Genomic DNA, 12,085 nt, shown 5'->3' on the forward strand with positions numbered 1-12,085 from the left:
AGAAGGCGGAACGGGCACAACCCCAGGGTTGTGCCCGGTCGTTTGAATGCGACGAATGCGATCTTCAGTAGACCAGGGTCGCGCCGGTCGGCTTGTCAAGCGCTGTGGCGAGGGAGCGATACTCGGAGCTGTCGGTGCCGGCGAGCGAGGCGATCTTGTTCAGATGATACTGCGCCTGTTCGCGGTTGCCCTGCTCGAGCTGCCAAAGGCCGTAATACTGCCAGGTGCGGACGTGGTTCGGATCGTCCTTCAGCGCCAGCTCGTAATAGACCTTCGAGGACTGATAGTCGCCGAGCTTGCGATAGGAGTAGCCGATCAGATTGGCGACGTCAGCGACGTCGTCGCGCTTCAGCGACTTCAACTGGCCGATCGCGCCGCTGTAGTCGTGGTTGTCGTAGATCGCAGTGTAGGCGGTGCGATAGGCGGCGAGAAATTTGGGATCGCTGACGGACGAGCTCTTCTTCTTGCCCTTCTTGGTCGAGGAGTCCGACTTCGGCGGCGACGAGGGCTCGTCACTGCCGGCGGCATAGGCGCTGGACAGCACCGGTGCGGCCGCCAGCGACATGGCGACCAGTCCCGGCACGACAAGCATTGAGAGTTTGCGCATCTAAATTCTCCCGTATGGAACGTGGCGATCCTACACGATTGCCCGAAGACCGGAACACCCGTCTGGCAAAAACATTCCCGCTTCGCATGATCTGTTCGCTCCGCCCAGATGACAAACTTGTCATTGAAGATGAACGGGAGCCTGCTGCGAGCTTCAGACCGGGTTCAGGGCCTCATCCCTAGGCTCCGACCCACGATCAAAGGGTGGGCGAGAGGGTGCCGCCTGGAGATCCTTCCAAGAGGAGACCACCATGCTGAAGACCATTTCCGCAGCTTTGCTCGCAGCTTCCGTGATCGCAGCCCCGGCCTTCGCAGCCGAGACCGGCAAGACCACCACGACCGCCCCGGTGATCAAGGCGGACCAGAGCCAGACCAAGGCCTCGACCATCGCCGCAAAACCGGACGCCGGCGTCAAGGCTGGCGACGTCAAGCCCGCCGACGTCAAGGCGGACGCCAAGGTGGATACCAAGTCGAAGGCGATGAACGCGAACGCGGCGGTCAGGCCCGGCGAGCACAAGGCCGTGCGCACGCATCGCCATCACCACAAGCATCTGTCGGCCAAGAAGTCGCAGAAGACGCAGCCGGATCTGGCCAAGCCGGCGGCCATCGAGAAGCGCATCTAACGACTGATCCTGCGCGGCGGCATTCCAAGCATTGCCCCGCCGCCGCGTCAGGGCTTCAGGCCCGGCCCGCCGTCTCGGCGCCTTGCGCGAAATCGCAAGACGCCGGCGGCGGGACGGTGCGTCCGTCGCAAGGCCCTGCGGACGCGAATTCCCTTTGCGCGGCCTTGGGGCTAGAACGTCTCCGACTCTGATCGAGCGGAGAGGATGGCCTGTGGGGCGATTGGCGAAACGTACGGTGCGCCTGGCATTGATGTTGACTTTGCCGCTGGCGCTTGCGGCCTGTTTCGGCAGCGATGGTGACCGGCCAACCGTTATCGGCGGGCCACAGGCCGGAGGGCCGCAGCCGTTTCCCGACAATTTCCGCAGCGACACGCTGGCCCTGATGCGCACCTATCTGAACAATCCGGTCGGCGTGCGTGAGGCCAGCATGGCCGAGCCGGTCCAGCGCGAGGTCGGCGGCCGCCAGTTCTATGTGAGCTGTCTTCATTTCACCCCGCGCGAGAGCGATGGCAGCTACAAGGCCATGCGGGAACGCGCTGTGATCTTCGTCAACGGTCGAGCGGACCGCGTCGTCGACCGGACCAGCGAGCTCTGTGCCGGCGCGGTTTACGCATCCTTTCCGGAACTCGAAAAGATGGCGCGGTAGCGCAAAGCCCGCCTTCATCGCCTGCTGTTAGAACGAGGTTCGCCGGAGCCGCTGGATCACATTTCGGCGAGCTTTGAACGGGGTGGTTTTGGCTTGCGACAAATCGTGACGGCAGGTCTTGCGCAGGTGGCAAAAATAGTCGGCGCAGGCGTTGTGACGGAACAAAATCGCGTTGTTGCCACCCCGTCACAGTAACGAACGATCAACGTTCCGGCATCGCCGCGAAGCAACCCAATTCACGCCACGTTGTTTCCTGAGTGTCGTAAATGAAAGAACGGGGATGATCATGAAATCGATTTTGCTGGGCGCAGTCGCTCTGCTCGCGCTGGCCGGATCGGCCGCAGCAGCCGACATGCGGCCGCGCCCTTATACCAAGGCGCCGGCCTATACGCCGCCGCAGGTGATCTATAACTGGACCGGTTTCTACATCGGCGGCCATGTCGGCGGCGCCTTTGCCGGCGACAGCAGCTTCCAGTCCAGCGACGCCCGCTTCCTGGGCGGCGTGCAGGGCGGCTTCGACTACCAGTTCGCGCCCAACTGGGTGGTGGGTATCGAGGCCCAGTATTCCTGGCTGCCGACCAACAACAACGGTTCGACGTTCCCGCTGGGCACGCAGGTGACCTCCAACACCGACCAGCTCGGGTCGGTGACCGGCCGCATCGGCTACACCTGGGGACCGACGCTGCTCTACGCCAAGGGCGGTTACGCCTGGCGCAATGGCGGCCTGGGCGTCAACGTCGCCGGCGTGCCGCAGACCTTCACCGCCACCGGCAACAACAAGGACGGCTACACCGTCGGCGCCGGCCTCGAATACATGTTCGCGCCGAACTGGTCGGCCAAAGCCGAGTACCAGTACTATAATTTCGGCAGCACCACCTTCACCTCCGGTCCGGCCGACATTGTCGGCGTCCGTGGCCGGGAGGACGAGCATACCGTCAAGGTGGGGGTGAACTACCGCTTCGGCTGGGACGGTCCGGCAGCCTCGCGCTACTGACGGTCTCCCGCAAGATCACGCTCTGACAAAGGCCGGCTCTGCCGGCCTTTCGTTTGCCCCCTGAATTTTCCATGCGTGAACCATCTGGCGCGTCATTTGCAGACAAACATTCCGCCGCGCGCCTTCTCACGCGCGTCTTGGGACTCGGGTAGCGCAAAAATAATTTTTGCCGCTTACGGAACTCGCGCTCCGGAACGCGTTATATGAGAATTACCGGGCTGGTGGGACGACGGACATGCGTATCTTGGTGTCGGCAGGGGTGCTCTGGTGCTTCGCCTGCTTGCCGTGCTCTGCACAGACAATCCTCAAATCCGAACCTTTGGTGCTGGCACCTTACGAGGTGGCCTTCGTCAAGGACGCGTCCTGCCCGTCGGGCAAGGTGCTGAAGGTCACCGGTGCCATCCGCGGGCTGCACCGCCGCAAGGCATGTGTGGCGCTGGCCGGCGAGCAGGCCTCGCTTGCAGCCGCAACGCCCTGACCATGTTGCGGCATCCACCGCAGAACCTCACGAATTCAGCTCAAGCTCCATCGTCGACTGGCGCTCGGCCTCGGCCTTGTTCTTGGCGGGGTCCTCGCCCTGAGCGACCCGGCAGGGCTTGATCTCGTACTCATTATCGAGCACCCGGCGCGGCCCTGGACGGTCCTCGTCGGCGCTGACATCCACGACCAAGCCGCTGCGGTGCGCGAGCTTCCAGACGTCGGATTCGCTCGGATAGGCCTTGCTGATCTGGGCGTCGTTGCAAAACAGGGCGTAGGGCATTCTTTCCGCTCCCGGAAAGCGCGTTAACGAGCTGATCTAGCTGAGGGTTCCAGGCTGCGAGTGATCACGGGCCCGTGATCGGAACTGCGGGCTCTTGAGTCCTTAACGAGTCCTGAATCGCGAAAAAAAGATTCCCTGGGACTCGTTTGGCGGAATCAGCGGATGTTTTTGGTCATGACGACCGACTTGAAAACCTCTTGCGGGCATATGCTGCTGCCCCTGACGCTGGCCCTGTTCGGCGCCTGCGCGGCCAATCTCTTGCTGGTGTGGTCCTGGCTTTAGGCCCGCGACGGCACGCCCGGCTTACTTTTCAGCCGGCGGACGGGGGGAGGCGTCGTGGATGGCGGCGCGCAATCTGGTCAGGGTTTGGGCACAATATTCCTCGCGCTCGCGCTCGAACCGCTGCTGATGCTGGCGGAAATTGGCGATGCGGGCCTGCATCTCGGTGCGGAAATCACCGCTCGCGCGCGGCGGCGAAAGCTGGATGCGCTGAGGCTGCGGAGGGGGCTGGGGCGGCTTGATCTCGGCCACGGCGGCCTCGAGCGCGGCGGTCTCGACGCTTGCCGCCGGAGAATCCGATGGCGCGCGCGGCCGAAGGACGTCATCCTTCTTGCCGGTTACCGATTGGACGAAAGCCATTGTCTGCGCGATCAGTGCGTCGCGCTCCCTGATCCACTTCATGGTCCACCTCAGCCGTGCCCCCCATTCCAGCAAAGCGCCTGCGCCGAATCAAGGTCATTTGAAAGGGATTGCATATTTTTCCCGATCGCCCGACAGTGCGCCAATGGATACCAACCACGGACGGGTGGACGAAACGGAGGGCTTAAGGCTGATCCGCGCGTTCCTGACGCTGCCGCCCGACAGGAGGGCGGAGGTGATCGCGTTCGTGGAGGAATTGGCGCGTGCCCATGGCCGGCCCGGGGAGGGCACGGAGGCATCGCCGAGGTGAGCGCTACCGCTGGCGCGGGTTGACGTTGAGCTCGAACGGCGCGCCGACCACCCGAACCGGCGTCTGGGCGGTCGCCTCGATCGCCACTCTCTCGGCGGCCGGCTTCTCGGGCGCAGACCCAACAACAGGTTCAAGCGCGGGCTCGAACAGCGTCAACGTGCCGGCCAACGCGCCACAGCACAGTGTCACCGTCGACAGCAGAAACATGTTTCGGTTTTCTTCCCGGATTCGCATGGGCCGACAACGGCTGAGGCACGCCTCTGGTTCCGATCCGGCCCTGTTCGGTCGCGGACGCCGTCTATCGCGCCAGCAGAAATCCCATTGCGATGGCAAGTAACACGACCGTCGTCACGACGGCGCCGCGTGCCCTACTTCCACATCATGGAATGGCAAAAGCCGGATTGAGCGAGGCTCGCGGTTTCCAGCGCGACGATCCGCCGGTCGTTGTAAGCTTGCGACGTGATTTGAGGATCGCCGATGATCGCCAATCGTCCGCCCGTGCTCGCCCACGAACGTTTCCTCGCCGACCGCGACATTTTCGCAGGCCTCGATCTGGCTGCGCGGTTCGAGCGGATCGAGCGGACGAACCTTTGGGGCGCTGCCAGCTCGGTGTCGGGCCTCGGCTCGGAGGATACTGCCACGGCCGCGATCCGGGAGGCGCTTCCGCCGTTGCTGCAACGGCTCGGCGCGCGCTCGCTGCTCGATGCGCCCTGCGGCGATGCGGGCTGGATCGGGCGCATCAAGCTCGATCTCGAGTACATCGGCATCGACATCGTGCCGTCGCTGATCGAGGCCAACAACCGGTGCGTGGCGGGCGGCGAATTGGCCGGCCGATTCCTGGTCGCCGACATCACGCGCGACGCGCTCCCGCGTGCCGACCTGATCCTGTGCCGGGACTGTCTGGTGCATCTGAGCTTTCAGAACATCGCCCACGCCACCGCGCGCTTTCGCGAGAGCGGCGCGAAATTCCTGCTCGTCACGACCTTTCCGCAGTGGGAGGACAATTGCGACTGCGAGGATGGCGACTGGCGCGCGCTCGACATGACCAAGGCGCCATTCAATTGGCCGGTGCCGCGCGCCTTGATCGACGAGCGCTGCGCGGAGGGCGATGGCGGCTGGCGCGACAAGAGCCTCGGGCTGTGGCGGCTGGACGAGTTGCCGGATCGCGCCGGCATCACCACGGACGTGTGACGGCTGCGGGCGCAAGATCGAGTTCATCCACGATCGCGCGGCAACAGGCTTGGAGTTGCGTGAAGCGACGAAGGGAGAGCACAATCGATGATCGATGCCAGATGCAATTGCGGTGCGCTTGCGCTGTCGCTTCCGGAGCCATCGCCGTTCGTGGTCGCCTGCATTGCATTGAGTGCCAACGCCGAACTGGTGCGCCGTTGGGCGTCGGTGCATTCTATCCGGTCGAGGCCGTCACGATCTTGGGGACGCCGAAGGAATACGTTCGTGCGGCAGCGAGCGGCGGCAAGGTCCGTTTCTATTTCTGTCCTGGCTGCGGTTCGACGGTCTATTGGAAAGCCGACAATCTACCCGCGATGATCGCGGTCGCCGTCGGCGCAATCGCGGACCCAAACTACCCGGCTCCCGTCAGATCGGTGTTCGAGCAGTCGAAACACGCCTGGGTCGAGATATCGGGCGCCGAACACTCCAGCAAAGCAGCGCGCCAAAGCGCTCGGGCGGAGACCTGAGCGCGTCAGGCGGTGAGGAGATTGAATAGCTTATGAGCCGGGCGCCAGTGGTATGACCAACATCATCGGAGAATTGCTGATTCCGATTGTGAGGTCCTTCGTCGAGGATTGGTCGCGCGCGTTGTTCACAAAGGCGGGAAAGCGGCTTGATGCCAATGTTGCCGGGCGAAACGTGAAGCTCGCCATTGGCGTGTTTCTCGGGCTCGCCGCGTTTTTCTTTTCCCGGTGGTGTGTGGATTGCTGGGTCTTTGATGGTGCCGGCTGAGGGGATTGAACCCCCGACCTTCGGTTTACAAAACCGCTGCTCTACCGCTGAGCTAAGCCGGCGACGCCTGGAGATGGACAGGGCCCGGCAGGTGCCGGGGCTGTCTGCCCGTGCGCGCCGCAATACCAGAGTTGATTGGAAAGTGCCAGAACCCGCGCTTGCAGTCGCAAGACATGAATCAGGCGGCCCTGGGGCCGCCTGATGTGTCGCATTCGATGTGGGCCGCTTACTGGCAGATGTGCCGGCGTCCGTCTGCGCCCTTGAACCAGGTGCCGGGCGTACAGACGAAGCCGTTACGCTCGGCGTAGCTGCGGGTGTCCCAGCCGCGATTGTCCCAACCGCGGTTATCCCACGAGTTGTCGTAGGCATAGGAATTGTCCCAGGCACGGAACGGTGCCGAGGCAATCGCGCCGGCAGTACCAATGGCTGCGCCGGCCACGCCTGCGGCTGCTCCGACCGCGCCAGCGGCGACGTCGGTCGGCCAGAAGCCGGTGCGGCTCCTGTTCCAGTCGTTATTCCAATCGCCATTGGTCTGCCGATAAGACACGCGGCGTTGGCGATAGCCGCTGTCAGTGTAGGGATTTCCTGCACCGAGGTTCTGGCAGTTGGCGTTGGGGAATTGCGCCGAGCAGCGCCCGGGATTGGTGACGACGGCCTGCGCCATGGCAGAGCCAGCCAGCAAGGTCGCCGCGATCGTCGTAGCCCCGAGAAGCTTGATGTTCATGGTTGTTGGCTCCCATTTTGTTGACGGGGGGTAAATGCAGAAGGCCCGCGACGTTCCGTCAAACCGGCGGATTTTCGCCAGCGATTTGGTCAAACGGATGTGAGCGCACGACGCGGTTCCGTGCGGCGGCGCCATAGTGCCGTTAACGCTTTGCTAGCCGCCTTGCGGCATTTGCGCGGCGCTCAATCCTTACACATTAGGCTTACCGGAAGTTGGTGAGCGGGCCTTAACCCTCTGTGCGCCGCGATCGGTTAGGTTGCCGCCGGATAACCGGGGTCCTCTCATGCGTGCTGTGGCGCTCGCCGCCTTTCTGATCGGATTGCCCGCAACGGCATTTGCCGGCGGCTTCGACGTCGTCGTTCCCGGCCGTCCGGGCGTGCCGATCATCATCAACAACATCGACGCATCCTATGCCGTGGTCGAGGGCGTCTGGGGCTTGGGCAAGAACCAGCAAGTGCAGCCCACGATCTATGGCGGGCGCTATGTCGCCGAGCGGCAACCCGAGGACGTCGGCCATTATTATCCGACGCTGGGCCTGCGGCCCGGCTACGGCCGGCTCGAGGTCGAGCCGCCCGCGAACCGCAAATTGCCGAAGCCCGCCGAGAGCTACTACCAGAGTTGGGGCGCGCAATCGGCGCCGCTGCCGCCGCAGATGGATGTGCCGGTCAATCCGCCCGCGGTGATCCTCGCCCCTGAGATCAACGATCGTCCGCGGCCACCGCGACCGCGGCCGCACACAGAGATACCCGGCAGGCCGCCGGGTTAAGAAACGTCAAAATCAACAAACGAAAATCAACAGGAGAGAGTAATGCGTCAGATGATTTCGGGACTGGTTGCGGCCGCTGCCGCGATGTTCATCGGGGCCGCGCCCGCCGCGGCCTGCGGCTTCAATCCATGCCAGCCGGTTGCGCCGGTCTATTCCGGCTGCAACACCGGTTGCGGCGGCTACGGTTATGGTGCCGGCTACAGCTATGGCGCCTATGAGCGTCTCGCCGAGCCGACCACGCAGTATTATTACGTCAACCAGGGCCCGACCTACACCGGCCCGGGCGCCTTCGCGCCGTATCCGACCTATCGTGAAGACGCGGTCGTCGCGCCCGCCAATTACGGTTATGGCTATCGCGCCGCCGTCGCTCCCTATCACCGCCCGCACTACCGTCCGTACCGCTACGGCTACGGCCCGCGCGTTGGCTATCTGCCGCGCGTGCAGTACGGTCATGCGCCGCGCTATGGCTACGCCCAGCGCTACGCACCGGCGCCCTATTACGGCGGTCGCCGCGTGCTGCGCCGCTATTACTGATCTCTGATCGGTCGAGCCAACGGAACGCCCGTCCGCGCGATGCGGACGGGCGTTTTGTTTTTGATGTGAAGCGAAGCCGCTATCGCTTCATCAGCCCCAGCCGGCTCGCGCCGACATAGAGCGAGAGCACGGCGGCGTTCGACACGTTGAGGCTCTTGATCTCGCCGGGCATGTCGAGCCGCGCCACGACGCTGCAGGTCTCGCGGGTCAATTGCCTCAGACCTTTGCCTTCGGCGCCGAGCACCAGCGCGAGCGGCTCGCGCAGGGTGACCTCGGAGAGATCCGCGCTGCCTTCACTGTCCAACCCGACGGTCTGGAAGCCGAGCTCGTTCAGCGTGGTCAGCGCGCGAGCGAGATTTTGCACGGTCACCATCGGCACCAGCTCCAGCGCGCCGGAGGCAGCCTTGGCGAGCACGCCGGTTGCTTCCGGACTGTGCCGCGCGGTGGTGACGATCGCCTTGACCGCGAAGGCGGCTGCCGAGCGCAGGATAGCGCCGACATTATGGGGATCGGTGATCTGGTCGAGCACCAGCACCATGCCGTCCTGCGTCAGGGCCTCGATATCAGGCGAGGGCAGGGGATCGGCCTCCGCGAGCAGGCCCTGGTGCACGGCATCTGGCGACAGCATGCGATCGATCTCCTGGGGCCGGACGATCTCGGGTGTGACGCGGGTCTCGATATTTTCGTCCGCAAGGCGCTTTGCGGCGTTCTCGGTCAGCGTCAGCTTGCGGATCTGCCGCTCTGGATTGGCGAGCGCCATCGTGACGGTGTGCCAGCCATAGAGGATGACGGGTCCGTCGGGGTGCGAATCGCGGTCGCGCCAGGCCGGCCGGCCTGCCGATTTCCCGGGCCTGTTGAAGGGCTTAGCTCCGCCGCGGGGACCCCTGGGGGTGAATTTTCGATCCTTCATGGGCTCGCTTGTGTCACGGGTCCCGGAATATGGCAATTTGGCTGCTTCAGCGGCGATTTTAGCTGTTCGCCTCGGTTGACTTTGCCCCTCTGGATCGCCGATAACCGCGCCCGGTCGCGCCCCCATCCGGGCTGTCGCGGCCTTCACGTTCCATGGCCGTCTTCGGTCGCCGGCAAGATCCGGCCCGATTGTGCTGCCGTCGAGCGGGGGAGTGTCCCGAGTGGCAAAGGGAGCTGACTGTAAATCAGCCGCCTTATGGCTTCGCAGGTTCGAGTCCTGCCTCCCCCACCACCTTGATGGGTCGACGTTTTTTGGATTTTGTATATGACGGCGGCTATTTTCAACGGAACCCTAACACAAGGGTAACGTCAGGGGTAACGAATCTCGCTCAGCTTCAGTAGAGAGCAATCGTGCCGACACCTCCTGTATATAGCTTGCTCGGAAAAGAGACTGACGACGGCCGGAAAATTATCGAGCCGGTCGGCTGGAAGCTCGATCCGATGGGGAAGCCGATCGCGCAGCTGGCACCCCAGGTTCCGGCGGCAATATCTCGGCCGGCTACCGGGTATTGAAGGATGGTCGCAAAGCATTCCTTAAAGCGATTGACCTTAGCAGAGCGATGAAGGCACGCGATATTATCGCCGCGCTGAAAACCATTGTCGACACCGCGTCATTTGGAAAATCGCTGTGCGTTCTGTGCGGCGAAAAGCGTATGGACCGGGTAGTCCTTGCTCTCGGCTCAGGAGATTTTGTTACCGGTCCGAACCTGCAGTACACGGTTCCTTACATCATTTTCGAACTGACAGATGCAGACGTTCGGAGGCGCGTTCGTCTTGTCGACACGAAGATGCGACCACAATGGGGTCTTCAAAGCGATTCAGAACTCTGCCGTTGGCTTGCGTCAGCTGCACTTAGCGAGCGTCGCTCACCAGGATTTCAAGCCCCCAAAATGTGCTTCAATTTGAGGCGCAGAAAACATTCAAGGTAGGGACGTTGGTCGCGCCGTGCAGGAGGGCGTAGCGGTGGCTCACGACGCCTTGGCATAGCGACCAGCGTACGCTCCTCCGGAACTGCTTTACAGCCGTCTCGATCCAGACTGGCGGACACGCCGCTACGGCTGCGATCCCTACATGTTTGGCAGCCTGATTGTATTCTTCTTTTTAGCAAGGGCTCACCCCCTGATGGTTTGCAAGATCAAGCCCGCTTACTTCCCGCGGGCACGTGGCGGAACCTGGTCAGGCACATCCGTCCGGGCTTGCTTTCATTGCACATAGCGGCGCAAAAAACATTGTGCTGTCACCAACCGTCGTGGATCGGACAAGCCTGCAGAAAAGATTGGGCGGGTGTTTAGCTGACCTACCGTACGCCTCTGATAGGGAAATGTGGTTAGGGCTCGCCGCACACGGGGATGTCGGGGTCATTGCCGCTGACCAAGCCGTGTATCGAGCGCACTCGGCCAATATGTCAGGTGAGCCTTCGCGGGAGCAAGACCTCCTCCAGCGCAAGGCCGCGATAGAACATTTCCTGAATAGTAGCGCCGCCAGCGTTGACCAACGCTGCTGATCTTCGTTCCTGGATGAAGAAGCGTCCGCCCTGACGTGAAGCCAGTGGGCCACCCGCATGAACAACCTGGAAAATCTGCGGCCGACGAACGGTTTGGAACGACTTGCCGATTGCAAAGTTTGCCCGTTGCCCCTTGCTAAGGGTGGCTGCCTTCCCCAAGGGCTAGCCTCAAGACAGCCCCAGCTTCACCGCCCTGAAGCTGGGGTCCTTTGGGCCTGGAACGAGCTGCCAGCCTTCTTCCCAAGCAGCGCACCCATCTTTAACGCCGTACAGACCATCATCCCCCACACAAAGCGAAGTCAACCAGCAGCGCATCAACCATGCTGCACCTCTTGCGTATCCCCACGCCAACAGTGGTGATGATTTGCCGAAGTCGCCGCGCCGCAGCCTCGTGCCGCACGTCAAGAACGACAGCAACGTTGGCCGTTTATTTTCCGCGACGCCGCACCGCGGTCCGCGTATTGTTCCGTTTTTCCAGCAGCGGGTTTGATTGCCATGCACCACATCCAGAGTACGCATGTTGCCGCGATCCTCAAACTGACCGCCCAACAGCTTGAAGCAGTTCGCACCCCCCCGGAGATCCAAAAGGAATATTTCGAAATCCTCGCCTTGAGAGAGAAGATAAAACTGGCGACCGATCAGAAAAAGGCTCGCCGGCAATTGCTTGCTCGGAGCCTTCCACGCGCCTGAGGTAAATGATCCTGAACTCCACGATCACGTGTCCTAAGTGCGGTCACGCTGCTGCCGAGGTCATGCCGACCGACGCCTGCCAGTTCTTCTATGACTGCAAAGGCTGCGGCGAGCGCCTGAAGCCGCTCCCTGGCGACTGCTGCGTGTTCTGTTCCTTCGGCACCGTTCCCTGTCCGCCGGTCCAGGAGAACGGCAAGGGCTGCTGTAGGTAGCTGCCCCAGAGGGAGCGACGGCAGTCCCTGAGGGAATGGAGTGGACAAGGACGTACTTGAAACGGTTAATTGTATTAATTTAGTTAATATTGTTTAATATGTTAGGAAGACGCGACGCCGGATTACGAACTTGGCCGCCGCCGCGT

The 12,085-nt window shown here is 62.6% G+C and carries 16 protein-coding genes, 2 tRNA genes and 1 pseudogene; 12 read left to right on the top strand and 7 right to left on the bottom strand.

Features of this window, described 5'->3' with window-relative positions:
* Nucleotides 1-64 precede the first annotated feature (64 nt).
* The gene (locus tag IVB28_RS11500) at nt 65-607 is read right to left on the bottom strand and encodes a tetratricopeptide repeat protein (RefSeq protein ID WP_247526295.1); all 543 of its coding nucleotides are present in this window, start codon (nt 605-607) and stop codon (nt 65-67) included.
* Nucleotides 608-857: 250 nt separating this feature from the next.
* Between IVB28_RS11500 and IVB28_RS11505 the strand changes: the two genes are divergently transcribed.
* From IVB28_RS11505 to IVB28_RS11520, 4 genes are all read left to right on the top strand, one after another.
* Nucleotides 858-1,229, top strand: coding sequence for a hypothetical protein (locus IVB28_RS11505; protein WP_247526297.1), 372 nt, complete (start codon nt 858-860; stop codon nt 1,227-1,229).
* Between the two features lie 250 nt (nt 1,230-1,479).
* Nucleotides 1,480-1,875 carry a hypothetical protein gene (locus IVB28_RS11510; RefSeq protein ID WP_247528515.1) on the top strand — a complete coding sequence of 132 codons (396 nt, stop codon included), beginning with the start codon at nt 1,480-1,482 and terminating at the stop codon, nt 1,873-1,875.
* A gap of 286 nt (nt 1,876-2,161) precedes the next feature.
* Nucleotides 2,162-2,869 carry an outer membrane protein gene (locus tag IVB28_RS11515; protein ID WP_247526298.1) on the top strand — a complete coding sequence of 236 codons (708 nt, stop codon included), beginning with the start codon at nt 2,162-2,164 and terminating at the stop codon, nt 2,867-2,869.
* A gap of 235 nt (nt 2,870-3,104) precedes the next feature.
* Complete coding sequence (locus IVB28_RS11520) at nt 3,105-3,347, top strand: DUF6719 family protein (RefSeq protein WP_247526299.1); 243 nt, start codon at nt 3,105-3,107, stop codon at nt 3,345-3,347.
* 27 nt (nt 3,348-3,374) lie between these two features.
* Here the strand turns inward: IVB28_RS11520 and IVB28_RS11525 are convergent, their stop codons facing one another.
* From IVB28_RS11525 to IVB28_RS11535, 3 genes are all read right to left on the bottom strand, one after another.
* Nucleotides 3,375-3,629: a hypothetical protein gene (locus IVB28_RS11525; RefSeq protein ID WP_247526300.1), complete on the bottom strand. Its 255-nt coding sequence runs from the start codon at nt 3,627-3,629 to the stop codon at nt 3,375-3,377.
* Between the two features lie 303 nt (nt 3,630-3,932).
* Nucleotides 3,933-4,310 carry a hypothetical protein gene (locus IVB28_RS11530; protein WP_247526301.1) on the bottom strand — a complete coding sequence of 126 codons (378 nt, stop codon included), beginning with the start codon at nt 4,308-4,310 and terminating at the stop codon, nt 3,933-3,935.
* Between the two features lie 271 nt (nt 4,311-4,581).
* Entirely contained in the window at nt 4,582-4,785 is a 204-nt protein-coding gene (locus IVB28_RS11535; protein WP_247526303.1) for a hypothetical protein, read from the bottom strand.
* Between the two features lie 270 nt (nt 4,786-5,055).
* Here IVB28_RS11535 and IVB28_RS11540 point away from each other — a divergent pair, with 270 nt between their 5' ends.
* The 3 genes and pseudogenes from IVB28_RS11540 to IVB28_RS11550 all read left to right on the top strand — a co-directional run bounded on the left by IVB28_RS11540 (nt 5,056) and on the right by IVB28_RS11550 (nt 6,540).
* Nucleotides 5,056-5,769, top strand: coding sequence for a class I SAM-dependent methyltransferase (locus IVB28_RS11540; RefSeq protein WP_247526305.1), 714 nt, complete (start codon nt 5,056-5,058; stop codon nt 5,767-5,769).
* An 87-nt stretch (nt 5,770-5,856) separates the two neighbouring features.
* Nucleotides 5,857-6,304: pseudogene (locus IVB28_RS11545) on the top strand (GFA family protein).
* A 23-nt stretch (nt 6,305-6,327) separates the two neighbouring features.
* Nucleotides 6,328-6,540, top strand: coding sequence for a hypothetical protein (locus IVB28_RS11550; protein WP_247526307.1), 213 nt, complete (start codon nt 6,328-6,330; stop codon nt 6,538-6,540).
* Here the strand turns inward: IVB28_RS11550 and IVB28_RS11555 are convergent.
* Nucleotides 6,528-6,602, bottom strand: a tRNA-Thr gene (locus IVB28_RS11555). The two genes, IVB28_RS11550 and IVB28_RS11555, sit on opposite strands and share 13 nt — an antisense overlap.
* A 164-nt stretch (nt 6,603-6,766) precedes the next feature.
* A complete protein-coding gene (locus IVB28_RS11560) occupies nt 6,767-7,264 on the bottom strand; it encodes a hypothetical protein (RefSeq protein WP_247526308.1) in 498 nt (165 codons plus the stop codon).
* Between the two features lie 283 nt (nt 7,265-7,547).
* Here IVB28_RS11560 and IVB28_RS11565 point away from each other — a divergent pair, with 283 nt between their 5' ends.
* Complete coding sequence (locus IVB28_RS11565) at nt 7,548-8,030, top strand: hypothetical protein (protein ID WP_247526310.1); 483 nt, start codon at nt 7,548-7,550, stop codon at nt 8,028-8,030.
* A gap of 42 nt (nt 8,031-8,072) precedes the next feature.
* On the top strand, nt 8,073-8,564 hold the full coding sequence (locus IVB28_RS11570; RefSeq protein WP_247526311.1) for a hypothetical protein: 492 nt from the start codon (nt 8,073-8,075) through the stop codon (nt 8,562-8,564).
* A gap of 79 nt (nt 8,565-8,643) precedes the next feature.
* Here IVB28_RS11570 and rlmB read toward each other — a convergent pair whose 3' ends face one another.
* Nucleotides 8,644-9,474 carry a 23S rRNA (guanosine(2251)-2'-O)-methyltransferase RlmB gene (gene rlmB / locus IVB28_RS11575; RefSeq protein ID WP_247526312.1) on the bottom strand — a complete coding sequence of 277 codons (831 nt, stop codon included), beginning with the start codon at nt 9,472-9,474 and terminating at the stop codon, nt 8,644-8,646.
* A 205-nt stretch (nt 9,475-9,679) separates the two neighbouring features.
* Here rlmB and IVB28_RS11580 point away from each other — a divergent pair.
* From IVB28_RS11580 to IVB28_RS11590, 3 genes are all read left to right on the top strand, one after another.
* Nucleotides 9,680-9,765: transfer RNA gene (locus IVB28_RS11580), tRNA-Tyr, on the top strand.
* Between the two features lie 1,767 nt (nt 9,766-11,532).
* Entirely contained in the window at nt 11,533-11,727 is a 195-nt protein-coding gene (locus IVB28_RS11585) for a hypothetical protein (RefSeq protein ID WP_247526314.1), read from the top strand.
* A gap of 5 nt (nt 11,728-11,732) precedes the next feature.
* A complete protein-coding gene (locus IVB28_RS11590) occupies nt 11,733-11,939 on the top strand; it encodes a GDCCVxC domain-containing (seleno)protein (RefSeq protein ID WP_247526316.1) in 207 nt (68 codons plus the stop codon).
* The last annotated feature ends 146 nt before the right edge of the window (nt 11,940-12,085 follow it).

Source organism: Bradyrhizobium sp. 199, assembly GCF_023073355.1.
GTDB lineage: Bacteria > Pseudomonadota > Alphaproteobacteria > Rhizobiales > Xanthobacteraceae > Bradyrhizobium.

Bases quoted from the DNA above. Each gene is read 5' to 3' on its own strand.
- IVB28_RS11590 (WP_247526316.1), top strand. From the start codon at position 11,733: ATGATCCTGAACTCCACGATCACGTGTCCTAAGTGCGGTCACGCTGCT.
- IVB28_RS11500 (WP_247526295.1), bottom strand. From the start codon at position 607: ATGCGCAAACTCTCAATGCTTGTCGTGCCGGGACTGGTCGCCATGTCG.
- IVB28_RS11530 (WP_247526301.1), bottom strand. From the start codon at position 4,310: ATGAAGTGGATCAGGGAGCGCGACGCACTGATCGCGCAGACAATGGCT.
- IVB28_RS11510 (WP_247528515.1), top strand. From the start codon at position 1,480: ATGTTGACTTTGCCGCTGGCGCTTGCGGCCTGTTTCGGCAGCGATGGT.
- IVB28_RS11515 (WP_247526298.1), top strand. From the start codon at position 2,162: ATGAAATCGATTTTGCTGGGCGCAGTCGCTCTGCTCGCGCTGGCCGGA.
- IVB28_RS11520 (WP_247526299.1), top strand. From the start codon at position 3,105: ATGCGTATCTTGGTGTCGGCAGGGGTGCTCTGGTGCTTCGCCTGCTTG.
- IVB28_RS11550 (WP_247526307.1), top strand. From the start codon at position 6,328: ATGACCAACATCATCGGAGAATTGCTGATTCCGATTGTGAGGTCCTTC.
- IVB28_RS11585 (WP_247526314.1), top strand. From the start codon at position 11,533: ATGCACCACATCCAGAGTACGCATGTTGCCGCGATCCTCAAACTGACC.
- IVB28_RS11540 (WP_247526305.1), top strand. From the start codon at position 5,056: ATGATCGCCAATCGTCCGCCCGTGCTCGCCCACGAACGTTTCCTCGCC.
- IVB28_RS11570 (WP_247526311.1), top strand. From the start codon at position 8,073: ATGCGTCAGATGATTTCGGGACTGGTTGCGGCCGCTGCCGCGATGTTC.
- IVB28_RS11505 (WP_247526297.1), top strand. From the start codon at position 858: ATGCTGAAGACCATTTCCGCAGCTTTGCTCGCAGCTTCCGTGATCGCA.
- rlmB (WP_247526312.1), bottom strand. From the start codon at position 9,474: ATGAAGGATCGAAAATTCACCCCCAGGGGTCCCCGCGGCGGAGCTAAG.
- IVB28_RS11525 (WP_247526300.1), bottom strand. From the start codon at position 3,629: ATGCCCTACGCCCTGTTTTGCAACGACGCCCAGATCAGCAAGGCCTAT.
- IVB28_RS11565 (WP_247526310.1), top strand. From the start codon at position 7,548: ATGCGTGCTGTGGCGCTCGCCGCCTTTCTGATCGGATTGCCCGCAACG.
- IVB28_RS11535 (WP_247526303.1), bottom strand. From the start codon at position 4,785: ATGTTTCTGCTGTCGACGGTGACACTGTGCTGTGGCGCGTTGGCCGGC.
- IVB28_RS11560 (WP_247526308.1), bottom strand. From the start codon at position 7,264: ATGAACATCAAGCTTCTCGGGGCTACGACGATCGCGGCGACCTTGCTG.